30 protein-coding genes are annotated in these 25667 nt (G+C 42.8%); 8 read left to right on the forward strand and 22 right to left on the reverse strand.

What is annotated here, in order from left to right; all coding sequences use genetic code 11:
* Positions 1-196 precede the first annotated feature (196 nt).
* The 8 genes from trmD to CA598_RS06980 all read right to left on the reverse strand — a co-directional run bounded on the left by trmD (position 197) and on the right by CA598_RS06980 (position 6299).
* Positions 197-976, reverse strand: a complete 780-nt coding sequence (gene trmD / locus CA598_RS06945; RefSeq protein ID WP_094876050.1) for a tRNA (guanosine(37)-N1)-methyltransferase TrmD — start codon at positions 974-976, stop codon at positions 197-199.
* A complete protein-coding gene (gene rimM, locus CA598_RS06950) occupies positions 976-1500 on the reverse strand; it encodes a ribosome maturation factor RimM (RefSeq protein ID WP_042189470.1) in 525 nt (174 codons plus the stop codon). The genes trmD and rimM overlap by 1 nt, the downstream gene beginning before the upstream one ends.
* Before the next feature lie 92 nt (positions 1501-1592).
* Positions 1593-1823 (reverse strand): KH domain-containing protein, encoded by a 231-nt coding sequence (locus tag CA598_RS06955; RefSeq protein ID WP_042128982.1) that lies wholly within the window; start codon positions 1821-1823, stop codon positions 1593-1595.
* A 22-nt stretch (positions 1824-1845) separates the two neighbouring features.
* Positions 1846-2118, reverse strand: coding sequence for a 30S ribosomal protein S16 (gene rpsP / locus CA598_RS06960; protein WP_036688604.1), 273 nt, complete (start codon positions 2116-2118; stop codon positions 1846-1848).
* Between the two features lie 47 nt (positions 2119-2165).
* The gene (gene ffh, locus CA598_RS06965; protein WP_094869584.1) at positions 2166-3551 is read right to left on the reverse strand and encodes a signal recognition particle protein; all 1386 of its coding nucleotides are present in this window, start codon (positions 3549-3551) and stop codon (positions 2166-2168) included.
* A gap of 20 nt (positions 3552-3571) precedes the next feature.
* Positions 3572-3928 carry a YlxM family DNA-binding protein gene (gene ylxM / locus CA598_RS06970; protein ID WP_094876037.1) on the reverse strand — a complete coding sequence of 119 codons (357 nt, stop codon included), beginning with the start codon at positions 3926-3928 and terminating at the stop codon, positions 3572-3574.
* Positions 3929-4077: 149 nt separating this feature from the next.
* Positions 4078-4725 carry a PAQR family membrane homeostasis protein TrhA gene (trhA, locus tag CA598_RS06975; protein WP_042189474.1) on the reverse strand — a complete coding sequence of 216 codons (648 nt, stop codon included), beginning with the start codon at positions 4723-4725 and terminating at the stop codon, positions 4078-4080.
* 56 nt (positions 4726-4781) lie between these two features.
* On the reverse strand, positions 4782-6299 hold the full coding sequence (locus CA598_RS06980; RefSeq protein ID WP_094876038.1) for a carboxypeptidase M32: 1518 nt from the start codon (positions 6297-6299) through the stop codon (positions 4782-4784).
* A gap of 163 nt (positions 6300-6462) precedes the next feature.
* On the opposite strand from CA598_RS06980, the gene CA598_RS06985 reads away from it, so the two are divergent.
* The 4 genes from CA598_RS06985 to CA598_RS07000 all read left to right on the forward strand — a co-directional run bounded on the left by CA598_RS06985 (position 6463) and on the right by CA598_RS07000 (position 8302).
* Complete coding sequence (locus tag CA598_RS06985; RefSeq protein WP_094869582.1) at positions 6463-6795, forward strand: iron-sulfur cluster biosynthesis family protein; 333 nt, start codon at positions 6463-6465, stop codon at positions 6793-6795.
* A gap of 24 nt (positions 6796-6819) precedes the next feature.
* Positions 6820-7380 (forward strand): beta-class carbonic anhydrase, encoded by a 561-nt coding sequence (locus tag CA598_RS06990; RefSeq protein WP_094869581.1) that lies wholly within the window; start codon positions 6820-6822, stop codon positions 7378-7380.
* A gap of 200 nt (positions 7381-7580) precedes the next feature.
* A complete protein-coding gene (locus CA598_RS06995) occupies positions 7581-8009 on the forward strand; it encodes a membrane protein (RefSeq protein WP_042194151.1) in 429 nt (142 codons plus the stop codon).
* Between the two features lie 8 nt (positions 8010-8017).
* A complete protein-coding gene (locus CA598_RS07000; protein ID WP_094869623.1) occupies positions 8018-8302 on the forward strand; it encodes a YxcD family protein in 285 nt (94 codons plus the stop codon).
* A gap of 46 nt (positions 8303-8348) precedes the next feature.
* Here the strand turns inward: CA598_RS07000 and CA598_RS07005 are convergent, their stop codons facing one another.
* From CA598_RS07005 to CA598_RS07035, 7 genes are all read right to left on the reverse strand, one after another.
* On the reverse strand, positions 8349-9365 hold the full coding sequence (locus tag CA598_RS07005) for a S66 family peptidase (protein WP_094876039.1): 1017 nt from the start codon (positions 9363-9365) through the stop codon (positions 8349-8351).
* A 101-nt stretch (positions 9366-9466) separates the two neighbouring features.
* Entirely contained in the window at positions 9467-9853 is a 387-nt protein-coding gene (locus CA598_RS07010) for a hypothetical protein (RefSeq protein ID WP_094869579.1), read from the reverse strand.
* Between the two features lie 79 nt (positions 9854-9932).
* Entirely contained in the window at positions 9933-10283 is a 351-nt protein-coding gene (locus CA598_RS07015; RefSeq protein ID WP_042129003.1) for an Asp23/Gls24 family envelope stress response protein, read from the reverse strand.
* Positions 10284-10318: 35 nt separating this feature from the next.
* The gene (locus CA598_RS07020; RefSeq protein ID WP_094876040.1) at positions 10319-11440 is read right to left on the reverse strand and encodes an AI-2E family transporter; all 1122 of its coding nucleotides are present in this window, start codon (positions 11438-11440) and stop codon (positions 10319-10321) included.
* Between the two features lie 41 nt (positions 11441-11481).
* Positions 11482-12765, reverse strand: a complete 1284-nt coding sequence (locus CA598_RS07025; RefSeq protein WP_256990379.1) for a sensor histidine kinase — start codon at positions 12763-12765, stop codon at positions 11482-11484.
* 112 nt (positions 12766-12877) lie between these two features.
* Positions 12878-13582: a response regulator transcription factor gene (locus CA598_RS07030; RefSeq protein ID WP_094876041.1), complete on the reverse strand. Its 705-nt coding sequence runs from the start codon at positions 13580-13582 to the stop codon at positions 12878-12880.
* A 196-nt stretch (positions 13583-13778) separates the two neighbouring features.
* A complete protein-coding gene (locus CA598_RS07035; RefSeq protein WP_094869575.1) occupies positions 13779-14618 on the reverse strand; it encodes a DegV family protein in 840 nt (279 codons plus the stop codon).
* Between the two features lie 171 nt (positions 14619-14789).
* Between CA598_RS07035 and CA598_RS07040 the strand changes: the two genes are divergently transcribed.
* Positions 14790-15014: a hypothetical protein gene (locus tag CA598_RS07040; protein WP_094876042.1), complete on the forward strand. Its 225-nt coding sequence runs from the start codon at positions 14790-14792 to the stop codon at positions 15012-15014.
* A 73-nt stretch (positions 15015-15087) separates the two neighbouring features.
* Here CA598_RS07040 and CA598_RS07045 read toward each other — a convergent pair whose 3' ends face one another.
* The 7 genes from CA598_RS07045 to CA598_RS07075 all read right to left on the reverse strand — a co-directional run bounded on the left by CA598_RS07045 (position 15088) and on the right by CA598_RS07075 (position 22298).
* Positions 15088-16323 carry an MFS transporter gene (locus tag CA598_RS07045; RefSeq protein ID WP_094876043.1) on the reverse strand — a complete coding sequence of 412 codons (1236 nt, stop codon included), beginning with the start codon at positions 16321-16323 and terminating at the stop codon, positions 15088-15090.
* Positions 16324-16476: 153 nt separating this feature from the next.
* Positions 16477-16950, reverse strand: coding sequence for a MarR family transcriptional regulator (locus CA598_RS07050; RefSeq protein ID WP_094869572.1), 474 nt, complete (start codon positions 16948-16950; stop codon positions 16477-16479).
* Between the two features lie 200 nt (positions 16951-17150).
* Positions 17151-17798 carry a FusB/FusC family EF-G-binding protein gene (locus CA598_RS07055; RefSeq protein ID WP_094876044.1) on the reverse strand — a complete coding sequence of 216 codons (648 nt, stop codon included), beginning with the start codon at positions 17796-17798 and terminating at the stop codon, positions 17151-17153.
* A 231-nt stretch (positions 17799-18029) separates the two neighbouring features.
* A complete protein-coding gene (locus CA598_RS07060) occupies positions 18030-18824 on the reverse strand; it encodes a PHP domain-containing protein (RefSeq protein WP_094869570.1) in 795 nt (264 codons plus the stop codon).
* 34 nt (positions 18825-18858) lie between these two features.
* Positions 18859-19692, reverse strand: coding sequence for an energy-coupling factor transporter transmembrane component T family protein (locus tag CA598_RS07065; RefSeq protein WP_094876045.1), 834 nt, complete (start codon positions 19690-19692; stop codon positions 18859-18861).
* Entirely contained in the window at positions 19679-21427 is a 1749-nt protein-coding gene (locus tag CA598_RS07070; RefSeq protein ID WP_094876046.1) for an ABC transporter ATP-binding protein, read from the reverse strand. The genes CA598_RS07065 and CA598_RS07070 overlap by 14 nt, the downstream gene beginning before the upstream one ends.
* On the reverse strand, positions 21420-22298 hold the full coding sequence (locus CA598_RS07075) for a DUF8171 family membrane protein (RefSeq protein ID WP_094869567.1): 879 nt from the start codon (positions 22296-22298) through the stop codon (positions 21420-21422). The genes CA598_RS07070 and CA598_RS07075 overlap by 8 nt, the downstream gene beginning before the upstream one ends.
* A 180-nt stretch (positions 22299-22478) precedes the next feature.
* On the opposite strand from CA598_RS07075, the gene CA598_RS07080 reads away from it, so the two are divergent.
* From CA598_RS07080 to CA598_RS07090, 3 genes are all read left to right on the forward strand, one after another.
* A complete protein-coding gene (locus CA598_RS07080) occupies positions 22479-23312 on the forward strand; it encodes a MurR/RpiR family transcriptional regulator (RefSeq protein ID WP_094876047.1) in 834 nt (277 codons plus the stop codon).
* A gap of 236 nt (positions 23313-23548) precedes the next feature.
* Positions 23549-25108, forward strand: coding sequence for a glycoside hydrolase family 5 protein (locus CA598_RS07085; RefSeq protein WP_256990381.1), 1560 nt, complete (start codon positions 23549-23551; stop codon positions 25106-25108).
* A gap of 171 nt (positions 25109-25279) precedes the next feature.
* On the forward strand, positions 25280-25667 hold a 388-nt coding region (locus tag CA598_RS07090; RefSeq protein WP_143812399.1), incomplete at its 3' end, for an SOS response-associated peptidase.

Below are 25667 nucleotides of genomic sequence, written 5' to 3' on the forward strand. Positions count from 1 at the left end.
AGCTTGCTGCGTGATCAGCTGCATATATTAGTGCGGCACCTCTATTCATTACCCTAAAAAGAAGCTTTTAACGCACCAATACTCATATTATTTTGAAAACTATTATTTGATTTGTTCTCAGGTACACATAACAAAAACGCCTCCTCAACGTAAGATACGTTAAAAAGACGTCAACTATACCTGTTTCATTAAATTATCACTCCGGCTTGTCCACATTTCTTAGACGTTCCAGTGTCTTTTTGTCTTTCAATGTAAGCTCTGCAGTCTCAAGCAGGTCCGGTCTGCGTTCCAATGTGCGCAACAGTGCCTGCTCTCTCCGCCATATGTCGATGTTAGCATGATGACCACTCAGCAAAATATCCGGCACCTTCCAGCCACGAAACTCGGCAGGACGTGTGTAGTGTGGATATTCTAGCAGTCCCGTGCTGAACGAGTCAGATATCGCAGAGGTTTCATTTCCAAGTGCCCCCGGCTGAAGCCGGACTATGGAATCTATAACCGTCAATGCAGGCAACTCTCCACCTGTAAGCACATAATCACCCATTGAAAGTTCATCTGTTACCAGATGCTCACGAATCCGCTCATCATATCCCTCATAATGCCCACATATGAAGATTAGATGCTGCTCTTGCGCCAGTTCCTCTGCAATCTTCTGATTGTAAGTTTTTCCTTGTGGGCACATAAGAATGATACGCGGCTTCACAGAAACCTCTTCATCAGTTCCATTGCGTTCTTCCTCGTTCGGTGTACCAAGCACATGCTCGACTGCATTAAAAATTGGATCCGGCTTGAGCACCATGCCCCCGCCACCGCCATACGGTGTATCATCCACACTATTATGCTTATTTCCCGAGAAATCACGGAAGTTCACAGCATTTAAGGAGACGATTCCTTTTTCACGTGCTTTACCAAGAATACTTGTGCTGAATACGCCTTCGCACATTTCTGGAAAGAGCGTAAGCACATCAATTCTCATCATGGCAATAGCCCTTCCATCAAATGAACAATAATTCGCTTGGCTTCTATATCCACATTCAGGACTACATCGTTAATTACAGGAATTAGGATGTCTTGTCCTTTTGCAGGCTTAACAACCCATACATCATTCGCACCAGGCTGTAAGATTTCTGTAATCGTACCGAGTGGTTTGTTTTCATCTTCATCCGTGTATACCTCACAACCGACGATTTGGTGGAAGTAGTATTCGTTCTCAGGGAGATCCACCAGATCATTACTCGGAACCTTCAGGAGGCTTCCTTTATATTTTTCCACTTCATTGATGTTCGTATACCCTTTAAGCTTAACGATGAACATACCCTTGTGCTCACGAGCGGATTCTACTGTTACTTCGAATTTAGAACTGCCATCTGCAGGGATCACCTGCAGCTTCTTACCTGCAGCAAAACGAACATCAGGGAAATCGGTATGGGATAGAACTTTAATCTCACCGCGAATACCATGTGTGTTCACAAGTCTGCCTACGGTTAACTCTTCTGTCATACAACCCTCTCCTTTACAAGCTTCATCTAATCTATATTTGAACAAAAAGGAGCCGGGATATACTATCCCTAGCCCCTCATTGTACGCATCATTTAAGATAAAATATCTACAGTTACGCGTTTATCGCTCTTGACTGCTGCAGATGTGACCACTGTACGGAGTGCCTTAGCGATCCTTCCTTGTTTGCCAATGACCTTTCCAACATCATCAGGATGTACGGACAGTTCATAGACAATTAGGTGATCCTTCTCCACCGCTCGTACCGTCACATCTTCTGGATGATCCACTAAAGCCTTAGCAATTACTCCAACTAATTCTTCCATAGAGGACCCTCGCAATCAGTCATTATTTCTGTTGCTTAAGCTCATGAAACTTCTTCATTACGCCTGCTTTGGAAAGCAAGTTGCGTACTGTATCAGATGCTTGCGCACCTGTTTGAAGCCATTTAAGAGCTTTTTCCTCATCGATCTTAACTACTGCCGGTTGTTCAATCGGATTATAATAACCGATTTCCTCGATAAAACGACCGTCACGAGGGGACCGGGAATCGGAAACCACTACACGATAGAAAGGCGCTTTATGCGCTCCCATTCTTTTCAGACGAATACGTACTGCCACGAAAAATCACCTCCTTATAATAGTTTCGAGATATTAGAACAGCAAGATCATTTAAAAGGGAACTTCATACCCTTTCCACCTAGACCTTTAAGCTGCTTCATCGCATTCTTCTTAGAGGCTTTGCCGCCTCCGCCCATCATGCCTGAGAATTGCTTCATCATCTTACGCATCTCATCAAATTGCTTAATGAGGCGGTTGACCTCAGCAACCGAAGTTCCGCTACCAGCAGCAATACGTTTGCGGCGGTTATGGTTGATGATCTCGGGCTGACGCTTTTCCGTCTTAGTCATAGAATGAACTATGGCTTCAACGCGGCCCATTTGCTTGTCGTCAACCTTCAAATCCTTAATGCCCTTGGCTTTGTTCATGCCAGGCAGCATGTCAAGAATTTGATCGATCGGGCCAAGCTTCTTCACCTGATCCATTTGCTCAAGGAAATCATCAAACGTAAATTCTGCATTGCGCATCTTACGTTCCATTTCCTTAGCTTTATCAGTGTCAATGTTCGCTTGCGCTTTCTCAATCAGCGACAACATGTCGCCCATACCCAAAATCCGCGAAGCCATACGTTCCGGATGGAACGGCTCCAATGCGTCAATCTTCTCACCTAACGCAGCGAATTTGATCGGGCAACCAGTTACGGCTTTGACGGATAGTGCAGCACCACCGCGGCTATCGCCGTCAAGCTTCGTCAATACAACCCCTGTAAGCTCAAGCTGCTTATTAAAGCTCTCAGCTACGTTCACGGCGTCTTGACCAGTCATTGCATCTACTACTAGCAGAACTTCATCAGGATTTACAATGCCCCGAATCTGCTTCAGTTCTTCCATCAATTCTTCATCAATGTGCAGGCGGCCTGCAGTATCAATAATTACATAATCAAGTCCGTTATCCTTCGCATGTTGTACAGCTTGTCTGGCAATCTCCACCGGACTAGTCTGATCACCCAGCGAGAATACTGGAACTTTAATTTGTTCTCCAAGTACTTGAAGCTGTTTGATCGCAGCAGGGCGATAAATATCTGCCGCAACAAGCAATGGACGATGATTGCCCTTCTGTAATAGCTTGGCCAGCTTACCCGAAGTGGTTGTCTTACCCGCCCCTTGTAAACCCGCCATCATAATGACAGTTGGTGGCTTGTTCGACTTGGCCAGCTTCGCTTGGCTTCCGCCCATCAGTTCGGTTAGTTCCTTGTTAACGATGTCGATAATGACCATCCCAGGTGTAAAGCTGTCCATCACTTCTGTGCCAATAGACTTTTCTTTCACCTTAGCCACGAATTCTTTAACTACCTTGAAGTTAACGTCGGCTTCCAGAAGGGCCAACCGTACTTCGCGCATAGCTTCGTTCACATCATCTTCGGATACTTTACCTTTACCGCGCAGCTTGCTGAACACATTCTGCAATCTTCCGGTTAAACCTTCAAACGCCATATGCAGTTTCTCCCTTCATGCTACTCTAACCTCTGCAAGCGATCCACGATCTCCGCGAACCGAAGTTTATATTGCTCAGGCAGCATCCCATTTTCCGGCAGTCTGCGCAGTTCTTCTAAATATTTGGTACGACTCTCATGCTTCACTAATAAACCAAGTTTTTCTTCATAATTTTCTAAGACTTGCTCCGCCCGTTTAATATGTTCATAAACGGCTTGGCGGCTGATTTCAAATTCAGCGGCAATCTCTCCCAAGGAAAAATCGTCGTGAAAATAATATTTAAGAAACGTTTGCTGCTTATTTGTAAGCAGTCGTTCATAAAAGGCAAAAAGCAGATTGATACGATTCGTTTTCTCGAGCCTATTCTCCTGACTCATTAAGGGCACTCCCTTCGTCAAGGAAAAACACTTTACACCTTCACAACGTCCCTTATGATACCTAAAAGAAAGAGAGATGTCAAGCATTTTTGCTTGTCATCTCTTTCTTTATTAAAAATCCCTTTTTCACGCAATAAATTCGCTTGAAATTATTGGATCGGCAGTACATAAATCAATACGGCGAAGAAGTGTGTGACACTACCCGCAAGGACAAATACATGCCAAATCGCATGATGGTATGGAAACCCTCTCCATACATAAAAAACAGTACCTAATGTATAGAGTATACCTCCAGCCATCAGCAGGATCATTCCTCCGTCAGCTACAACAGCCGAAAGAGGGTTCCAAGCGATTACAATCAGCCAGCCCATTGCAATGTAGAATATGGTTGACATGAACAGAAACTTTTTAACAAAAAATGCCTTGAAGAAAACGCCGAACACTGCGATTCCCCAAATAACGCCGAACAAACTCCATCCAAGCGTTCCCCGAATGGCGACTAACAAAAAGGGGGTATACGTGCCAGCAATAAACAGATAAATAGCGGAATGATCGAAAAATTCGAACAAATCCTTCGCCTTACCCTCTTTGAGACTATGCACTAGTGTTGAATTCAGATACAGAAGCAGCATTGTCGTTCCATAGATGGAGAAGCTGACCACATGCCATGTCGTTCCTTTCAGACTTGCAAAAACAACAAGCAGAACAAGTGCAGCCACGCTTAATACCGTTCCAATCCCGTGCGTAATCGCATTCGCGACTTCTTCTCTCCGGCTGTAGGTGTGAGTATTTGCCATATCCATATCCTTCCGTTTAAGCTTTCTTTCTATTATACCACGCGTATCCTACTTGATTACAGTTTGTAAATCTCCGTATACTTCGCTTCTAAATAATCAGCTAAATAATCTGGACTCAGTGGTTCTCCCGTTACTTGCTCAATAATTTGTGAAGGCGTTAAGCTATTGCCGAAACGATAGATCTTATCGGTTAGCCACTCTTTAATAGGTAGTAGCTTCCCTGCAGCAATTAACTCATCAAACTCCGGTAACTCTTTGCGAAGTGTATTCAGAATCTGTGCAGCGTACATATTACCTAAGGAGTAGGAAGCAAAGTATCCGAAATCCCCGCCAGACCAATGGACATCTTGCAGCACACCAAGAGCGTTAGAAGGCGGAGTAATACCCAAATACTCTTGATACTTAGCATTCCATACCTGAGGCAAATCTTTTACAGAAAGACCCTCATTAAAAATAAGCTTCTCGATCTCATAACGCACGATAATGTGCAGATTGTATGTAAGCTCATCTGCTTCGATCCGGATAAAGGAATTTTCCACGCTGTTGATCGCCCGGTAGAAATCTTCCAACTCCACATTTGCAAGCTGCTCCGGGAATTGTTGTTGAAGATCCCCATAATAACGTTGCCAGAAAGCCCGGCTGCGTCCGATCATGTTCTCCCATAGTCTCGACTGAGATTCATGAATCCCCATCGATGCACCTTGTGCCAGTGGTGTTCCAACAAAATCCTTGCTGATATTTTGCTCATAAAGCGCATGTCCGCCTTCATGCAGTGAACTGAATATGGCACTAGTCACATTATCAAGCAGGTAGGCGGTCGTAATACGAACGTCGCCTGGATTCAATCCTGTAGCAAAAGGATGCACACTCTCATCTAAACGACCCGCGTCAAAATCGTAGCCCATTTGCTCTAAAATAAAGTTGCCGAACTTTTCCTGCTGTTCTTTAGGGAAGATCTGCTGCAAAAAACTTGTGTCCGGTTTATTCGGCGAAGCAGCGATAGCTTCTACCAATGGAACCAAGCGGCTGCGCAGACGGCTGAATACTTCATCTACTTTCTCTACTGTTAGATCAGGCTCGTACATATCCAAAAGCGTATCGTAGCGCGTTCCCTTTATACCCCAGTAGTCGATAAACTCTTGCTTTAGAGCAACGATCTTGCTTAAGTAAGGCTCAAAAGTGACAAAATCATCGTTCTCCTTGGCTTCTTCCCAAATGGTTTGAGAATGCGCGGATAGGACAGCGTACTCCTCAAATCTTTTGGAAGGGATGCTCTTGCTGCGCTCATATTCTTTACGGCAATCGGTAACGATTTTCTGCTGATCATGAGTTAGCTGGCTAATCACTTCAGGACGGGTAAAAAATGCTGTAAATTCTCCCATTTCCTCCGAAATACCAAGTCTAAACAGTTCTCCACTTAGCATCCCTATCGTACCCGAACGAACCTCTACGCCCTTACGCGGCGCACCGGTGCGCAAATCCCAGTGAAGTAATTCTATGGCCTCTGAATATCCACTTATTTTTGATAATAACTCGCTAAATTTTTCCCACTGTTCCTTCACTTGCTGTTCCATTTTATTACACCTGCTTTCTCTGTTTTGCCGACTCCTCTTGATGATACTTTTTTGAATGAGTATAATCAACTTCAGAGATTACATCTCTAATTTAAAATATTCAATGGGTTACATAAGAAGCAAGACTTGCTTCGCACAAAATTTGAAGGAGCGTGAAGCGGCTATGATGATTCAGGTTACACCTCTCGCAGAAAGGAAGTTGAAGGAAAGGCTTGAAGATCGGCCAGGATTTTTCAAGCTCTTTTATGATACGGAAGGCTGCGGGTGTGACGGAATTAATGTATTACTAATTGTTTCAGAAATGGAGGACGGCGATTCCAGGATGGAAAGTGATTCCCTTCCCTTTATCGTAAGCCGCCAGCAGGAAATCTTTTATGAGGACAAGATGCGTCTGGATGCCGAGGAAAGATTCTCTTCCTTTAAGCTAGACAGTGATTCACAGATTTACGGAAAAAATATCCTGGTCAGAGATATGCGTAATGTAAGTACATTTTAGTGATTATAGGGAGGAAAAACAGCCATGAGCCATGTATCCGATATTATTAGCTTTAATAAGAGTTTTGTAGAGAATAAAGAGTATGAAGCGTATTTAACTAGTCGCTATCCAGATAAAAAAATGTTGATTATCACCTGTATGGATACCCGTCTGGTTGAACTATTACCAAAAGCGATGAACTTTAAGAACGGTGATGTCAAAATCATCAAAAATGCCGGAGCGGTTATTTCGCAGCCCTTTGGTAGTGTTATGCGTAGTGTCATGGTTGCTTTATATGAACTTGACGCGGAGGAAGTTATCGTTGTTGGGCACTATGAATGCGGTATGGCTTCCCTCAACGCCGACCATATGATCAATTCCATTAAAGAACGTGGAGTATCCGAAGAGGTGCTGAACACGCTGGAGAATTCCGGGATCAAGCTAACGAAATGGCTACGCGGGTTTGACAATATCCAAGAAGGGGTAGCTCAAACTGTGAGTCTGATCAATAAGCATCCATTACTCCCCCCAAATGTACCTGTGCATGGCATGATCATCGATCCGGCTACCGGAGCGCTTGAACTTGTCGTTGATGGGTATAAATAATTTAAGTAACAACCTTATAACACTTGATTGCGTGGATCCTGGATCCACGCTTTTTTCGATTAAAAAAGTATAAGTTATGACAAGCATAAACTTTCTTATATTTTAAATAAAAATTGAAACCTAGTAGGACTAGCTGCGTAATACTGAACATGCACACAAATTTTATACTCACAGGAGGGTTTTCGTACTAAATGAAACCAATGAAACGCGTAATGATGATTGTAATGGCCTTCACACTTTTTTTCGCCGTAGCTACCCCGAACTTTGTGGATGCGAAGCGAGGTGGTGGCGGATTTAAATCCGGCACTCGTAGTTATTCAACAACTCCAAAAAAATCAACAACCGATAACGTAAGGAAAAGCGATAGCACTAAAAGCTCCACAGCAGGATCTACTGCAAATACGAAACGGGGATTCTTCAGCGGTGGCGGCTTAATGAAAGGTATGATGATCGGTGGTTTGGCAGGGTTACTGTTCGGCGGAATGTTCGCCGGTATGGGTGCCTTCGGTAACATTCTAGGATTCGTCATTAATATGCTTGCTATCTATGTGCTCGTAATGCTCGTGATGTCCTTCTTCCGTCGCAGAAAAGAACGTCGTCGCTTAGAAGATCAAGGTGGGCGTTACTAATGTCAACAATGGTTCTAAGCATGGATGAGATCATCAATGCCCTATGTCTACACATGGCTGAACGTAAAGCGGTTCGCCCTGAAGATGTTCAAGTAGAACTGAGCTGGGAAGAAGACACCGGATACTCTGCTGAGGTTTGGGTACAGGGACGTAGTCAATATTTAGTTGAGTCCAACATGATCGAGGCGATCCTACGTTACATGCTTAGCGAATATGGCATTCGTGCATACCGCGAAGATGTAAGGCTAGACTTGGACGAGGAAATCACCGCTATTGTAACTACAGGGAACTAATAGTAAAAGGGACAACCCAAATGGTTGTCCTTTTTTTTGTATGCATCTATTCATAGAAAAATTGCTTTACCGTTCCTACTCCGTCCGTCACATCAACTTCTGCGTACGCACCGTTAATCAGCGTAATTTGCGGTGGGATATGACCACAATCGATATCATACACAATAGGTACCTGGAGTTCCTCAGAAAGCTCTGCGTAGATGTCTTCGGCCGTGTAGTTCTCTACGGGGCGATTAGCAGGACTTCTGCCAAACATAATGCCAGAACAATTCTCAAACCAACCTGCCAGCTTCATCTGAACTAATGACCTACGTACATCAACCGTATTCAGTTCGCAGTTTTCCAAATACCATAGGATCGGTTCATTGTTAATCATTTGTTCTTGAAAATGCCGCAGATTCCCAAATGGTGTGCCAATCAGATGCCTAATTACATCTATGCAGCCCCCAAGCAAACGCCCTTTCACAGTTACAGGACCAGAGGATACTGTCTTCCAACGGGTATCTTCTGTCAAGTGAAATACATAAGGCGTAGGAGCATCATGTTGCCATTCCCCCTGGTATTTAAGTGAAGAATGCTGGACGATAGAATCCCCTGCTTTTGTGTCTAGAACCGCTTCCCACATGGCTGTGGTATCATCTGAATACTCTCCTCTTAAATCAACGAGGTTAGTCCCGTGGGCTGTGGCAATCCCTGTCCTTAACGTTACTGCAAGCAACAGTACGCTAATATCTGAATAGCCTAAGATCCACTTGTCCTTCATAGTATCAAAATCAATATATTCAAGAACCTCAATTAACAGTTCTCCGCCCCAAGGCGGAATAAGGATATCAATATGCTCACTGCCCATCATCTCGTTAAACTCCTGAGCACGAACTTTGGCTGGTGCGGATTTAGCTTTCTCTTGCGTCCATACGGTATCCCCACAAATCATATTTAATCCTTTAGACTCCAAACGGCTTGAGACCAACTTAATTAACTCTGCGTTTTGAGGACCAACTCCAGATGAAGGTGCTGTTACCCCTACTGTCGCATTTTTCTTCATAATCGGATATCTAATCATATGACACCTCCAGGTTATACAGCAATTATATCAAGAGTAAACTTTATGTATACAAAAAAGAACATGGCTAGATTTCAGCACATGTTCTTTTTCAAGATAATCTAGAGTAAAGAAATGGCAAGCAGTTCGAACAACACAAGCGGCAAAATCACATTATTATTAGGAGGACCTGGGTAAGGACCTGGGCCTGGGTGTGGACCTGGGTAAGGACCAGGACCCGGATGCGGATGATAAGGCTGGTATGGATTATAATAACCGCGTGGCATTTGGCCATTCACCGCAACGTTCAAATATAAATGTTTATTATCTACTCCAGCTAGGGTGCCTTCATGCACTAAGCCATCTAAAGTCTGTATACTCACCTGATGGTTAAGATAGGGCCTGCAGGATTGATGCAAGGAATCACGAACACCGTGCAGGTGCCGGATCACCGCAGGATCGGCCTGATAAATCACATTATTTTGCTGTCCAGTGTTATATGTCGACATGGATGCTCTGACCTCCGTAAATGGATTTGCTCCATTCTATGCAGAAGCCTATATCACGGTGCCTATTTGAGAGATATCCTTATACTGGAAGGGCTACCTTCTCAACTTTCACATTTACCGAAACAAGGGACAAGCCCATCATATTCTCCACAGCATTACGTACATTTTTTTGCAGCATATAGCAGACCTCTTGAATCACACATCCGTAATTAACAATAACCCGCAGGTCGATGGCAACGTCTACTTCCTTCACTTCTACAGATAACCCTTTTTTCACATTTTTACCGCCCAAACGTTTGGCCCAGTTGTCCGAAATATTACTTCCTGACATCCCAGCAATACCTGGTGTTTCCAGAACCACCTGTCCAACGATCGATGTGACTACATCATCTGAGATATGAATTAATCCTTGCTCCGTTCCTTCATTCATATAAACAACCTCCATATTTGTTAATTTAAGAGATATTAAAGACTCTCCTCTACCTCTACCTCTACCTTTACTTCTACCTCTGACTCTGCCCTGTGGTTCTTAACAAACAAATTATACACTTTGGTCAAGAGGATTTTCACAATCATATACAATGGAATAATCAGCAATATCGCAATAATCCCGCCTATATCTCCACCAACCAACACTAAAATGATCGTTGTCAGCGGATGAATATCAAGCTTTTTCCCAAAAATGTAGGGAGCAATCAGATTATCCTGAATTTGCTGAGCTACAAGAACGATGATGATGGACCATACGGCTATGGACGGCGATTGGATGAATCCGATAATAAAAATTGGGATGCTGGAGAGAATTGCACCAATGAAAGGTACAAAATTCATTACAACAGCAATTACTGTCAGCAACAATGCATACTGTAGTCCAATAATAAGGAAACCAATATACATCAAAACACCAAGCGCCAGATTGACTAATACCCGACCAACAATGAATCCACTTAACGCACTGTCAATTTCACTCATCATTGTAGTTCCTTCTCCACGATACTTCTTTGGAAAGAAACTTACAATCTTACGACCAAATTTCCCACCTTCCTTAAGCATGTAAAACAACATAATAGGAAAGGTAAATAAAATAATCGCGAAATTTGAAACAAAGGAGAATAGACCCGTTACGTAATTCGAAATCAGATTAAATCCTTTATTCAAATATTCAGTCAATTGGGAAGCAAGATCCATATCTGCTGGGATAATAGAAGCCAAAAATCCACTGTCCTCGAGCCTCAATAACTGCTGATTCACGGCTGCGATCAGATTTGGCATATTATCGACAAAATTAACTAGCTGTGTTCGAAGTGAAGGCCATACTCCAATACTAAAACCGAACAAGAGCAATGCAATGACCACATATACAATGATGATCGCAACAGAGCGATTTAGTTTATATCGCTCCAAAGTATTGATTAGAGGCCGGAGTAAATAATAGAAAAATCCTGCCAACATTAAGGGCACGATAATAACATTGAACAAAGACAAGATTGGACTGAAAATAAAATTAACTTGTGAGCCTAAAAATACGATGCCTAACACCAAAAGGATCGCTATACAAACTCGAATGAATGTGTTCAGTTTAGCCATAGTTCTCTCCTATCTTCTATTTTCGGGAGGCTTTCATCTCGCTATTTGGGAATACGGATGGTGAATACCGTTGGTTCCTTCTTTTCGCGACTGAGATGAAGCGTGCCACCCATTTTCTCTGTATTTTTCATAGCAATGGATAAACCAAGACCCGTTCCACCTGTAGTTGACCGCGCTTTATCTCCACGAACAAACGGATCAAAAAGCGTTGACCAAAGCTCTTCAGGAATACCTACTCCGGTATCTGCAATTTCAATTGCAACCTCACTCTCCGAAGGGATAACCTCCACACGTAGATGAGTACCTGGCGGATTATAGGTCAAAGCATTGGAGATCAAATTATGAACTACACTCGAGAGCAGCTCCGCATCGAAGCTTGCGAATACTTCCTGTTCAGGAACATTCAGCTGCAGGATGAAGTTCTTTTGTTCAATCTCACCATAGGAGTCTGCAACGATTTCACGAATAAACTCACCCAATTCATGACGCTCCATTCGTAGTAAAAAATCTGGGGAATCTATTTTAAGCAGCTCCACCATATTTTGAATCAGCTTGGTCACTTGCGAGGATTTATTATAGATATAGGTTAAATACCTTTTCTGACGTTCTTCATCCTCCCCACGACCTTCAACCAACGCCTGTGCAAACCCCTGTATACTCGTAATGGGTGTCTTCAGATCATGAGAAAGATCAACCATCATGCGTTTCTTACTTTCTTCCGCTTGACGTTTTTCTTTCGTTGTCTTCTCAATGACGTCCGCCATATAATTAAAAGTCTCCCCTATTTGCGAAAATTCTTTCTCTGCATATAGCGAGATACGAGTATCATAATTTCCTTCAATCATCTGCTTCAAACCAAGCGTAATAATACGCAGCGGCTTCCTGATTCTTCGTGCCACCCAATAGCTGTACACGATAATAAGCAAGAGAACCATTCCAACTCCTAAAAAAACATAATATGAGAGCGAGTGGTTGAAGTATTCAACTAATGGATCACTGTTAATTGAAATGTCGATAACTTCTCTAGGGATCTTCAAAAGCAGCCACTCTGATTCATTCTCATTATTACGTGTAGTCAACGAGTAGAAGTACGCCTGATCTTCTCCGTTTTCCAGATTATTCAAGAGCTGGTTGTCGGTATATTGTGTTACATCGTCTTTCTTCTCACCAACAACGTCGATGACCTTCTTGTCTTGACCCAAGATCTCAATCCACCCACCGCTACGCAGAAGCCGTTTGGTTTCTATACCATGCTCCAGATTATCCCGATAGGCACTCGCTTCAACCTTCAAATCAGGATCAGCGATTTTATTTTTTTCGAACATATGGGTCACATCAAGATTAATGAACAAATAATAAACAATCACAAGAAAAAACAAAATGCAGATGAATAACAAAAAATCCAGCGTCAGTGATGATTGTAAAGGTCGTTGATCTCTATTGCTCCATAGGCGCTTCAATTTTGTATCCCAGCCCTCTAATAGTCTTTAAATAAACCGGCTTTTTGGAATCTTCCTCGATCTTTTCCCGGATATTACTGATATGTACCATGATACTATTATCTTCGTACACATAGAAATCTTCCCATACCGCCTCATATATTTTTTTTCGTGTAAAGACCCGACCCGGTTGTTTCATCATTAATTCCAGAATTTTGTACTCAGTAGAGGTAAGAACGACGGGTTCTCCTGAACGATAGATCAGACACTGGCTTTGATCCAGCCTCAATTCTCCCAACACAATCTGTTCAGCTGTCTTTTCTTCAATTATCTGTGCGTCAAAATGATGTACCCGCCGCAGTAAAGCTCCCGCACGAGCTACAATTTCCAATGGATTAAACGGTTTGGAAATATAATCGTCGGCACCGAGTTCAAGTCCCAGTATTTTGTCGTAATGTTCGCTTTTTGCAGATAAAAACAACACCGGGAAATGATGAGACTCACGAATCTTCTTCAATAATTGCAGTCCATCTAGACCAGGCATCATAATATCAAGAATCGCTAAATCAATTTGATGGTTCTGTACTTGCTTTAACGCTTCAGTCCCACTGTTCGCTTCCACAATGTTGTACTCTTTCTCTAAATATAATCTCAACAATTCCACAATTTCTGCTTCATCATCTGCGATTAGAATTGTATACATAGTAATCACCCCATCTAACTATAATCTTCGATTATTAAACCCACCTAAACGCAATCTAAAGAATAGCTAAATTATTACATCCATCAAATTCTTATATTTAAATAAAAATCGCACACAGGAACCCGTCCCATGTACGATCGTATAATTCCAGAAATCCGAACGCCTGCCGGCAAATATAAACGCCCTCAGAGTCCTATTAAAAAGCAACACCAATTCCACCTTCACCCGCATAGGTTCCCATTACAGGTCCCATACTTGAGAGTAAAACTTCTTTGAACGGGTGCTTTTGTAAGATGCGTTCTTTAATCTCAAGCGCAAGCTTCTCACAGTTACTGTGTACTATAGCGATAACAGCCTTCTCGTAGTCATGCTGCTTCTCATCCAAATGTGCAAGCAGTCGGTTTAATGCCTTTGGAAGACCCCGGGTCTTCTCCACTACCTCAACAGTACCCTCTTCGCTGATTTTGAGAAGTAGTTTGATATTTAGCACGGAAGCAACCGCTCCAGATATCCGGCTTAAACGTCCGCCCTTCATTACATTCTCAAGTGTGTCCAGTGTAAAATATGCTTGAACTTCATCCATTTGCTGAAGCACCTTGACCTTCAGTTCCTGCAGACTTGAACAAGTCTGTGACCACTTCGCCGCAAGACCCACGATCAGCGACAACCCGCCAGAAAAGGTCTTGGAATCTATAACCTCTATCGCATTGGTGTGTCCTTCTTCTTGGTACATTTCCATAGCGATCATAGCCGTCTGATAAGTGCTACTAATATTAGAGGACATACAAATGACCATAATGTCAGTACCTTCCTCTACTTGCCTGAATGTCTCAAGGAATTGGTTTGGACTGGGACTTGCTGTAGTAGGTAGCTCCTTGGATTCACTCATTTTAGCATAAAAGATTTTCGTATCCGTATCCGCAGGCATTAACTCATGCCCAAAATGAACCGGTAGATGGACCACGGAAACATTATACTTCTCCATGTAGTCAAGGGGTAGGTCAGAACCGCTGTCTGTTATGATCTTGATTGCCATAATATAAGTACTCTCCTTTCAATATCAGTACTATTATAGCTATCGGCAAATGAAATCTCCAGTAACCAATATAACTTGAAAAATCCTTCGATTTGTGCTTATGTCTTTCTTCCTTAACTTGTCCTAATATGATATGGTTTATGAATAAGCGTATAGAAATGGAGTGTATGTATGAGTAAGGGAAGAGTATGGAACAGAGGCAAGCATGATGGAACAGGACTATCGAGGAAAAAAACCACAGATCAAGAATTAACGGTGTCTACCGAAACAGAAACCACTGAAGCTTTAAATGAACCGTCAAATGACAGAATTGATACAGTTAAACCGATGAATCGTTCGAACTGGGTAACTCGTCCAGCACGGGTCATCAATAAAAATTCTAAAGACAAACAATGAATTTGACAAAAAGGGTTTCAGAACTTGTCCCTGAGTTCTGAAACCCTTTTTTTATATCTTAAACGTAGGTAGTTTACATATCTACATCCGGACGCTTATACAAAACGAGGATAGCTGCTGCTATAAGGATCATGCCCATAAATGCGGGTGCGGCATGGCCTAGTGATACATAAATCTGACCTCCAATGATAGGCCCAATCATTCTTGCTAAAGCCTGAATAGACTGGCTACCTCCTTGAATCCTACCTTGTTCACTAGAATCGACAGACTTGGAAAGCATCCCGTTAAATGAAGGCCCAAAGATCGAATCCCCAAAGCCAAATATAAACATTCCAGCGATTAAAAGAGGATAGAATGAGAGCAAAGCAGATAAAGCAATAAAACTGTAACCGATAATTTCCGAAGCCATTCCAAGAATTGCTATATGTTTATCACTAAGTTTCTTCAAAAGCTTTGGCATGATCAAACCTTGTGAAATGATGTCTTGGAGACCCATAATCGAAAACATAACTCCGATTAGTGCAGGCTTCCAGCTGAAAGTATCTATCGTAAATTGAGAAAATACTGCCTGTAAAGATCCGTTAGGAATCCAGAGTAAAAAAGCTGAGACTAGCAGCCTATTTAAGTTTTTCGTAGAAAGTAAGTTGGCAAGCTGTGAAAATGGATTTAGTCTTACAAAGGTAATCTCCTTCAGTCTATTCTTCTCGGCAAGGCTCTCTGGCATAAAAAAGAATCCATAAACAACATTCAATAAAGTTATGATTGCTCCAAAATACAAAGGAACAGAATAACCAAACTTAGCAAGTAATCCGCCTATCGTTGGGCCAATGACGGTGCCTACACCTACAACTGCACTCACCCATCCGAAGTATTTGGTTCTCTGTTCTGCAGGAATGATGTCTGCAAAATATGCGAAGATCGTGCTTATGCTCCCGCCTGTTATACCTTCGATTATGCGCCCAGCAAATAGTACCCATAGAGCCCCTCCTATACCAAAAACCAAGTACCCGATGGCGGAACCCAACAGGCATACTAAGAGTAATGGACGCCGGCCATATTTGTCGCTCAAAGCTCCAAGTACGGGGGCTGCAAAAAATACACAGACTGCATAAACCGAGGTCAGCATCGTAACAACTATTGCTTGTTCTCCCGAACTGCTTGTATATGGCTGCACTAAGAAAGGGACGACAGGTATTATGATACTAAAGCCAATTCCGCAAAGAAACACAGAGATAAGACCGAATATTAATGCGTGCTTATCTACGGATTGTCCTGTGTTCTGTTCATTGTGTGATTTAAATATGGACATTTATGTTCACTCCTTAAAGTTGCATTTTGATTCCTAGGAAACATGTTTATCGTATCGCCATTTTGTTTCCTTGTCAACAAAATAATCACAATAAAAATACAGCCGTTCTCCATAGAGCCCGACTGCATCTGGTTCATTTTCATTATTCAAATTTTATTCCGATTTCATATCTTTACCCTGTTTTTTTATTTCCGCATCCAAATGACTACTATATTTTTCCACGAAACTAAGCATACTATCAAATTGTTCCTCGGTTATCTGCTCAAAGACGGCCTTATCCCGCTCTTGAAACTCTTTGTGAAGGTTCTCATGGATTTTATAAATTACTTTTCCTTGCTCAGTAAGCCTAAAATAGATTTCTTTTTTGTTATCCGACTTCTGGTAGCTTTCGATCAGGCCTTTTTCTATGAGTTTCTTAGTTAATTTACTTATGGCACCGCGCGTCATAAAAAAGGACTCCGCAAGTTTTGTTACGTTGGAATCTACATTTTTTTCAATGTATTCAATACAATGTACTTCAGAAGATGTATAACCCTTAAGACTGGCTTCCATCTTATCTTTGTTAAGCCAGACCATCTTATTATATAGGTCCCTGACACCCGTTAGGATCTGATCTTCTTTGTTCATGACCTGTCCTCCCACCCGCTCTTGCATTAACAATATTATATCACATTATTTTTTGTTTCTATTTCAACAATATTTAAAATCATTAATTCAGGAATTGAGCGAACAGCAAATAGGGTTTCGAAACGAAATCATTCGTTTCAAAACCCTATTGCTCTATAGTCTGAAGCTACTTACAAAAGCAGCCTTTGCTAATCCTAACATTATTCACGAGTGGAGAGAATGAATCTCTCTAGTGCTGCTGTATCCGTAATCCTATGATTACATGCTTGGCTCTCAATGCAAATATATTGGCCAATGGAAGAGTAATCATCCGGCGAAGATTTCGCAAGCTTGGTCTTGACCGTAAAAAAGGCGAGCTGTTGCTGCCGATTACAGAACAGGCAATACCCCTTCTTGTTCATTGGTGTCATTCTACCTTCAATACCGATAAACTGCCCTTCGAACGGATATACAATAAATAATTTATTGGTAGCAATATCTATCCAGCTCAAATATGTCATATATCGAAAGTCGATGGCTGATAAATCAGGTACCTTCAGCTTTTTATTCTTAGGGAACAACTTCTGAATCTGTTTCGGTGTAATCTGCGGAAAAGGTTCTAAATAAGGCTCTAATCCACTAAGATACTTCTGAAAATCGTATGCAGTCTCAAAGGCTGATATTCGTTGCAGCAACTGCTGCTGACTATCACTTAGTGTTGAAAAAGCTTCTACAACATTCAACGATGAACGATATCTTACCGTCTCCAAGACTCTTCGATCCGCTACAGTTCGCAGTGTTTTTAGAAGGAAGTCTGTTTGTTTTTTAATAAAATTATATTGATGGTTTCTAATAAATGGTGTATTCATTGCTCTTCAGCCCCTTATTTGTTATGAAAATTTCATAAGGTGCAAAGCCCATTATCAGAAACGATAATATTTAGTTTGGGCGATCATCCATCCTATCGCACCTCACGCAAAGTATCGCCCTAATTTAGGCTTTGCGTGAGGAACTTCTAGCTAATGGGCAAACCAGCATTAGCACAGTACCACCTCCGATTACATTCACGAAAAAAGTATAACAGGAATGTTTGCCATCGGCTAGACCATGTTGCCAACCTCTGCTTCATCTCTGGAAGGTGCTTCACCAATAAGCTGCTTCAAAAGTTTCTTCATCATGACTGAAGCTTTCACTTTGGTGTGAAGACACGGCGAAAGCTCAATTTCGTAGTTGCCTTGCTTAATGGTTTCTTTCAATTCCTCAACCGTTGAGCAGGTAATATTCAACCGATTCAGAACACTACCATATTGCAGACATTGATGACTATCACTACCGGCAATCACCGGTACACCAAGCTTTTCAGCAAAAGGTGTGATCAGGTTCTTGTAAGTCTCTGCCCCCTGCATGTAAATATCCTTTGCATTGAAATCAAAAGCATCTAATCTCCGAAGCAGCTCTGGATCCAGTTGATGTAATGGCGTAGAGATTCGGAAGGGATGAGCTCCGATTTTCCAAAGCTTATGTTCATCAGCCATGTCCAGCAGATCCTTGAAAGGAATAAAATCCCCCTCCTTCGTATGCTCATCCAGTAAAGCGCGAACAGCTAGAATATTCTCCTTAAGTCCAATCAGCAGAATATGACCCGTCTCCGCGATATCCACCTCCATACCCGGAAACAGTTTAAGTCCGTTTACATCATAATAATGTCCGTTATAAGGATAAGTCTGGTCCAGCGTCTCATACATCGCAAAGAAATTAGAAGTGTTAAAGTGCTCGGTCAAAGCTACTGCCTGTAATCCGTTCGCTTTCGCCTCAAACATCATTTCAGCAAAATATTCAGGGGAAAAGGTTGATTTCTTAGATAATTTACCGTGGGTATGCAGATCAATATTCATGTCTAATTCGTCTCCTTTGAGCTTATGAGTGATGTTAATACACCAGTTTAGGGTAGAGGTAACCGATCCAAAAAAGCAAAATAACATAAACGGTGGATCCGGATAAAAAGTACCAGTCGGACCGCTTCATTTTCAAATAAGATAGCTTAATCTTCTTCACTTTCTTATTGTTAAGACCGTAGCTAAATCCCCGAGTCTCAAGCGCCTCGATCGTGGTCCGGGAACGTTTAGCGGTATTTAGCATGAGTGGATAAAATGCCAGGATCACAATGCGCAAATAATATGTTGCTGTTCTCCAATACAACAAACCATGTTGCAGCGGTCTTTGCCCTCTCAGTCTGAAGGATAACAAAATCTGATGGAATTCCTCCAGTAACGTAGGTAAAATACGATAACCATAAGATAAGCTGAAAGCAAATGTATCAGGAATCCCTAAGGATAGCAGGCCGTCACTAAGTCTTTCCGGATCGAGACTGGAGAACACCGTAATACTAGCTAGTGATATTACTGAGAGCTTAAGTGTCAGCGTCAACATAGGCAGCAACGATTCAATTCCTCCGCCGAAAAAGAGAGACAGGATGAACATCCACCCAATTTGGCTGATTAATCCCAGACACAATATAAAAATAATATACGGGCTGACCCGGGAGAGGACCGTCGTTAAGACCATAAGCACGAACATCCCTAACAAAACTGTACGGTTATGTACGAACCAAGGCACGATGGCAAAGAACAAATACCAAAGTAGCAGCGTTCGCGGGTCGAGCCTCCCCAGAAATGTACCGCTACTGTTATAAGCAGTCCCTAAGAGCTCCAGTTTAATTTGTTCTACAGATATACGGTCAAGTGCCCGTTTAACAGCTTCCATGGATTGCAGCTACCTCCTTTTTCACTTCCACTAGACTTACGAATTCCTCTAAGCTGCTGCAAATTTTGGGCAGACCGAGCATACGGCTCAGCTCCATCAATTGCGTCTGAGCCAGACCCGCCCTCCGTAATAGAAGTCCGTCAGCGAAGATTTCATCTTTCGTTCCGTCAGCAATAATCCTGCCTTGATGCATAACGATAATCCTGGTCGCCCACTCAGACACAAGCTGCATATCGTGAGTCGCGATCACCACTGTCTCAACATGACTGCGAAGCGTTTCCAGCACATGAACCATTTCCTGTTTGGTCGAAATATCCAAATTGGCCGTTGGTTCATCGAGCAGCATGACGGCAGGACGAACAGCTGCACCAATGGCTAGCGATACCCGGCGCTGCTGACCCCCACTCAGAAGTCGAGCGTCACGTTCTGCTAATTCATGGAGCCGGAATGCTTTTAGCATTTCTTCTACTCTCTCTTCTGCGTCTGGTAGCTTCCGCGCCTTCAAATAATAAGCAATTTCTTTGCGTACAGAATCCTCAATGAACATTTCCTCTGGGTTCTGAAATACGTATGCTACGGTACCGGAGAGACGCTCGGGTGGCAGACCGTTCACGGTCATCCCTTTCACATTTACGGTTCCAGCTGTAGGTCTGACAATTCCAGCAATCAGCTTCATTAAAGAAGATTTTCCCGCCCCGTTGTTGCCAATAAGAGCAATAGACTCACCCTGCCGCAGTTCCAGCTGAACACCATTCAAGACAGGATGCATCGTCTTATGAATGGTACGGTATGAGAGGTATACATTCTCCATCTGAACGACACTCTTCACTTCCCGATTTACAGTAAGGGACTGCTCCTTCATATAGTCAGATGGATCATTTCTCTGGATCCTATCCTGCCGCAATATCATGTGGGCATTCCCTTCTTCAGCGCTCAAGGGAAGGAATTGGGTTAGCGGCGCATCAGATTGCAAGAGCCAAGCTGCCCGAGTCACATCCGGGGGATAAATGCCCAGCTCCAGCAGTTCTTTTACAGATGATAAAGCTTCGCGCACCGGCTTCTGCCAGCACATTCTCCCCTTATCCATCAGGACGACATTCTTACAATAGTCGGCAATAAATTCCGCATGATGTTCGATCACTACAATGGTCTTCCCATGCTCCTCATTCAAACGGCGCAGAATATCATAGATATGGCGGGCATGCTGCGGATCCAGCTGAGCTACCGGTTCATCAATGACTAGAATTTCTGGATCCATCGCTAGTGCTCCGGCTAAAGCGAGCAAATGTTTTTGCCCGCCACTCAATTGCCAGATGAATTCATTTCTTAAATCGCTAAGTCCGGTTAGTGCCAGTGCCCGCTCTCCCCGCTCCCTATAATCGGCAAATCCATAATTGAGTGGCGTAAACGACACATCATCTAGGACCGTCGGACGCACTAATTGATTCTCAAAATCCTGATAAACATACCCGATATGCCCGGAAAGCTCAGCTACACTTTTCCCATCCGCCGGTTGTCCACAGATCGTCGCCTCTCCAGTGAAGTCCCCTGTGTAATAATGATGAATCAAGCCATTAAAGCATTTACACAGCGTGGATTTTCCCGAACCATTACTACCTATAATGGCAATGAAATCTCCTTCTTCTAGCCGCAAAGATACATCTTGCAGTACAGGTTGTTCGGCTCCCGGATAAGTAAAGGTGACTCCATTCAGTTCGAGTATTGATTTACGCATCTACTTGACCCGCTTCCTGTCTTTTACGTACTGACCGCCGAATCAGGGATATAATTGCTGTTGCTGCAACAATTGCCGCTACCAGCATACTTAGCCAGATTAAGCTCTCTTCATTCGACTCTGCCCAAGCAAACTCAAAGTCACCAAAGTTCCATCCGGATTCCGAGAGCAATTCTGATCCAAGCGCAACCATGACCAGAATCGTTCCAAAAATAACTAGCTTAGGAGATAGCCAAGCCCCTGTAGCATATTTCATGTTCCGTTCACGCGGCTTCATACCAAGCAAAGGTTCGATTTTCCCATATAAACGTGGGACCAGATACATAGTAGGAATTAGAGCGAACAAGATACCGGAGAAGAGTACGTCGTTCAAAAAGCCAACTCCCTCGATTACAACGATACTCTCTGCCAGACCTTTAACAGCTTCAAGTTCTTCTACACCCACCCATACTTTCACTATATCCACAACAGAGCTGAAGAACTGGTGAATCGCTACGCCAGTAATCGCTGCTACTCCAACCTGTCTACGATTCTTCGGATCAGATACCATACGGCCAGCGGTATACATCGCTAGTGAGAAGGTGATGAATTTCTCCAATTCGCCCAGCCCGCCAAATTGACCTAACATCAGTTCCCCAAAGATCACTTCACCCACAGCTGCCCCAATGGCCGCATACAGTGGATGAAACAGCATACATAAGGTCAAAGGAATGAATGCGAAATATTCAATCGATAATTCAATGGGGCCTAGTTTGATCCCAGGCACAAGCTCCGTAAACATATTGGACAAACCGTAAAGCGACATCGACAGTACAAAAATCATCATTTTTTGTGACTGAGTCAACGTGTAGCGCGTTTTTATCGTACTCATGAATATTTGACCTCCCTACAAGAATTTATCTTCATTATAAGAAGGTCATGTCAGCACAACTTTTACCAATTGTTAAATGGGAGTAATATTTTTTTCAGTATTTTTAACGTTGTAAAAATATTTACAACATCTTCATACGTTATATTCTATTTAACACTTCATATTAGGAGGAATGAGAGATTGTATAAAGATTGGAATCGCCGCGCCTTCTCACCAAATCAACGAATAATTGCTGACTTTATTCAGAAAAATGAGCAACGTGTAGTCTATATGACGGAACAGGAAATGGCAGATGAACTTCAATTAAGCATTGCCTCCGTCTCGCGGTTCTGGAAAGCGGCTGGATTCAAACATGCCAAAGATTTCAAAAACCGGCTCCGTTTCCGCTTTGAGTCCACCCCTTCCATAAAAATGCGTGATGCCATGCAAAGATCGGATGATCGTTCACTTCCTCAAGTGCTGTTGGACAATTGCTTACATCATCTGCAAGAGACACGCCGCTATTTGAGCGACGAGGCGCTGCAGCGTGCAGTAGTAGCACTATCTGCAGCACGCATTGTATATGTATATAGCCCAGGCCCTTGTGCTGGACTAGCCGAGCTGATGATTTATCGAATGGCGCGTTTTGGACTACAGATGAAAAAAATGGCCCCCAGCGGACACGAACTGCTAGAGTCCTTAATGCATGCTGATCAAAAAGATGTATTGCTTGTCTTCGGATTCGTTCAACTGTTACCTGAAATCGAAGTGATTCTGGACCAAGCACGTGAAGCTAATTACCAGGTCATCCTGATCACTGACAGACTTGTGTATCCTCGATCCCAAGATGCAGGTATTGTACTTTATGCCGGGAGAGGTGAGGTTTGGGAGTTTCACTCCATGGTCGGTCCCACATATATTATCGAGAATCTGATTCTTGGGGTAGGTTTAGCAAATAGAGATAGTAGTCTAAGCAAATTAGACAAATTACAGCAGCTAAGAGCGCAGTATGGAGGGAAGCTTCCGAGGAATTGAGTTTTTAATAAAAAACAATTTTTAAAGCGAAATTTAATCAATTGCATAAAATAATCATACGCTTTCAAAATAACATAATGCTAATATAATAACGATAAATCCAAAGAAATTAGTGAATTCATGAACGCACAGTTAAATATGACTCCCTCATTATTCTAACAATAGGAGGTGAACGGACGTTACCAGTATAAACTTAATGAGGGTTTACATAAATAAAATTCATGAGGTGGTTTTTGGTGATTTTACGCAAGTGGTCAATTACATTTGTAGCATTCTTACTGATTTTCACATGGACCGGACAACTTTCGAACAAAGCACATGCTGCGAGCGGATTTTATGTAAGCGGTACCAAATTAATGGATGCTACAGGACAACCATTTGTTATGCGAGGAGTCAATCATGCGCACACATGGTATAAGGATCAATTGTCTACCGCAATACCAGCCATTGCTAAAACTGGTGCCAACACGGTACGCATTGTATTAGCGAATGGATACAAATGGACGATTGATGATGTGAATGCCATCAAAAAAATCATCAGCCTCTGTGAACAAAATAAACTAATTGCCGTTTTGGAAGTACATGACGCAACAGGAAGCGATAGTCTATCCGATTTGGACAACGCCGTTAATTACTGGATCAGTATTAAAGACGCACTGATTGGCAAAGAAGACCGTGTACTCATAAATATAGCTAACGAGTGGTACGGAACATGGGATGGAGTAGCCTGGGCTAATGGTTATAAGCAAGCTATTCCTAAATTACGAAACGCCGGTCTAAATCATACGCTGATTGTTGATTCTGCTGGCTGGGGACAATATCCAGATTCGGTCAAAAATTATGGGACGGAAGTACTGAATGCGGACCCGTTAAAAAATACATTGTTCTCTGTCCATATGTATGAATATGCTGGGGGCAATGCAAATACCGTCAAATCCAATATTGACGGTGTGCTGAACAAGAATCTTGCGCTGATTATCGGCGAATTTGGCGGACAGCATACAAACGGTGATGTGGATGAAGCCACCATTATGAGCTATTCCCAAGAGAAAGGAGTCGGCTGGTTGGCTTGGTCCTGGAAGGGCAATAGCAGTGATTTGGCTTATCTTGATATGACGAATGATTGGACAGGCAACTCCCTCACCTCGTTCGGCAATACCGTTGTGAATGGCAGTAACGGCATAAAAGCAACTTCTGTGTTGTCCGGCATTTTCGGAGGTGTAACTCCAACCTCAAGCCCTACTTCTACACCTACACCTACTCCTACTCCTACACCTACACCTACACCTACACCTACACCTACTCCTACACCTACACCAAGCCCGAGTCCGGGAAATAACGGGGCGATCTTATATGATTTTGAGTCGGGAACTCAAGGTTGGTCGGGAAACAATATTTCGGGAGGACCATGGGTCACCAATGAATGGAAAGCTACGGGAGCGCAAACTCTCAAAGCCGATGTCTCCTTACAATCCAATTCCACGCATAGCCTATATATAACCTCAAATCAAAACCTGTCCGGAAAAAGCAGTCTGAAAGTAACGGTTAAGCATGCGAACTGGGGAAATATTGGCAACGGAATCTATGCGAAACTATACTTGAAGACCGGGTCCGGGTGGACATGGTATGATTCTGGAGAGAATCTGATTCAATCGAACGTCGGTACCACTTTGACACTATCCCTCAGCGGCATTTCGAATTTGTCCGCAGTCAAAGAAATTGGGGTGGAATTCCGCGCCTCCTCGAACAGTAGTGGCCAATCCGCTATTTATCTAGATAGTGTGAGTCTGCAATAATTTATTAAAACTGTTAAATAACAAAAAAGATAAACTGCGAGGGGCCGTACCTTACGGCTCCTTTATTACTGTCAACCACAGGATTCGGGTCAATTAATAGGCGACCTCGGAAGCCATGAATAATTTACCTCCTTTTACAAACACTACGAAACAAAAGGAGGCTGATGTTTCATGTGTCAACGTTTTTCGCTAGCGGCCGAACTGCAGGAAATTAGGGATCATTTTGAAATTAACCGAGTGATGTACTACTATAAAGACCGCTATAATATTAGTCCCACGCAGGATATGCCGGTAGTTTTACAACAGGATGGTGAGCGAATTCTAGATGAGTTCCGCTGGGGATTCGTTCCTTATTGGGGAAAAGATGCGATCAATGCGGATCTCCGAAACGTGCATCAGAATCCAACCTACCGCAAGATGGTGGACAAGCATCGTTGTATTATCCCGTGCAATGGATTTTATTATTGGAAAAAGGAAGGCACGAAGACTTATCCAGTTCGGGTAGTCATGAATAATCGCAGTATGTTCGGAGTGGCTGGGCTATACGAAATTTGGCGGG

This window comes from Paenibacillus sp. VTT E-133291, from assembly GCF_002264395.1.
In the GTDB taxonomy this organism is placed as follows: domain Bacteria; phylum Bacillota; class Bacilli; order Paenibacillales; family Paenibacillaceae; genus Paenibacillus_AQ; species Paenibacillus_AQ nitricinens.

Excerpts from the sequence above, each read along its gene's own strand:
- trmD (WP_094876050.1), bottom strand. The coding sequence starts at position 976 with ATGAGAATTGATGTGCTTACGCTCTTTCCAGAAATGTGCGAAGGCGTA.
- rimM (WP_042189470.1), bottom strand. The coding sequence starts at position 1,500 with ATGACAGAAGAGTTAACCGTAGGCAGACTTGTGAACACACATGGTATT.
- CA598_RS06955 (WP_042128982.1), bottom strand. The coding sequence starts at position 1,823 with ATGGAAGAATTAGTTGGAGTAATTGCTAAGGCTTTAGTGGATCATCCA.
- ffh (WP_094869584.1), bottom strand. The coding sequence starts at position 3,551 with ATGGCGTTTGAAGGTTTAACCGGAAGATTGCAGAATGTGTTCAGCAAG.
- ylxM (WP_094876037.1), bottom strand. The coding sequence starts at position 3,928 with ATGAGTCAGGAGAATAGGCTCGAGAAAACGAATCGTATCAATCTGCTT.
- trhA (WP_042189474.1), bottom strand. The coding sequence starts at position 4,725 with ATGGCAAATACTCACACCTACAGCCGGAGAGAAGAAGTCGCGAATGCG.
- CA598_RS06980 (WP_094876038.1), bottom strand. The coding sequence starts at position 6,299 with ATGGAACAGCAAGTGAAGGAACAGTGGGAAAAATTTAGCGAGTTATTA.
- CA598_RS06985 (WP_094869582.1), top strand. The coding sequence starts at position 6,463 with ATGATGATTCAGGTTACACCTCTCGCAGAAAGGAAGTTGAAGGAAAGG.
- CA598_RS06990 (WP_094869581.1), top strand. The coding sequence starts at position 6,820 with ATGAGCCATGTATCCGATATTATTAGCTTTAATAAGAGTTTTGTAGAG.
- CA598_RS06995 (WP_042194151.1), top strand. The coding sequence starts at position 7,581 with ATGAAACGCGTAATGATGATTGTAATGGCCTTCACACTTTTTTTCGCC.
- CA598_RS07000 (WP_094869623.1), top strand. The coding sequence starts at position 8,018 with ATGGTTCTAAGCATGGATGAGATCATCAATGCCCTATGTCTACACATG.
- CA598_RS07005 (WP_094876039.1), bottom strand. The coding sequence starts at position 9,365 with ATGATTAGATATCCGATTATGAAGAAAAATGCGACAGTAGGGGTAACA.
- CA598_RS07010 (WP_094869579.1), bottom strand. The coding sequence starts at position 9,853 with ATGTCGACATATAACACTGGACAGCAAAATAATGTGATTTATCAGGCC.
- CA598_RS07015 (WP_042129003.1), bottom strand. The coding sequence starts at position 10,283 with ATGAATGAAGGAACGGAGCAAGGATTAATTCATATCTCAGATGATGTA.
- CA598_RS07020 (WP_094876040.1), bottom strand. The coding sequence starts at position 11,440 with ATGGCTAAACTGAACACATTCATTCGAGTTTGTATAGCGATCCTTTTG.
- CA598_RS07025 (WP_256990379.1), bottom strand. The coding sequence starts at position 12,765 with ATGTTCGAAAAAAATAAAATCGCTGATCCTGATTTGAAGGTTGAAGCG.
- CA598_RS07030 (WP_094876041.1), bottom strand. The coding sequence starts at position 13,582 with ATGTATACAATTCTAATCGCAGATGATGAAGCAGAAATTGTGGAATTG.
- CA598_RS07035 (WP_094869575.1), bottom strand. The coding sequence starts at position 14,618 with ATGGCAATCAAGATCATAACAGACAGCGGTTCTGACCTACCCCTTGAC.
- CA598_RS07040 (WP_094876042.1), top strand. The coding sequence starts at position 14,790 with ATGAGTAAGGGAAGAGTATGGAACAGAGGCAAGCATGATGGAACAGGA.
- CA598_RS07045 (WP_094876043.1), bottom strand. The coding sequence starts at position 16,323 with ATGTCCATATTTAAATCACACAATGAACAGAACACAGGACAATCCGTA.
- CA598_RS07050 (WP_094869572.1), bottom strand. The coding sequence starts at position 16,950 with ATGAACAAAGAAGATCAGATCCTAACGGGTGTCAGGGACCTATATAAT.
- CA598_RS07055 (WP_094876044.1), bottom strand. The coding sequence starts at position 17,798 with ATGAATACACCATTTATTAGAAACCATCAATATAATTTTATTAAAAAA.
- CA598_RS07060 (WP_094869570.1), bottom strand. The coding sequence starts at position 18,824 with ATGAATATTGATCTGCATACCCACGGTAAATTATCTAAGAAATCAACC.
- CA598_RS07065 (WP_094876045.1), bottom strand. The coding sequence starts at position 19,692 with ATGGAAGCTGTTAAACGGGCACTTGACCGTATATCTGTAGAACAAATT.
- CA598_RS07070 (WP_094876046.1), bottom strand. The coding sequence starts at position 21,427 with ATGCGTAAATCAATACTCGAACTGAATGGAGTCACCTTTACTTATCCG.
- CA598_RS07075 (WP_094869567.1), bottom strand. The coding sequence starts at position 22,298 with ATGAGTACGATAAAAACGCGCTACACGTTGACTCAGTCACAAAAAATG.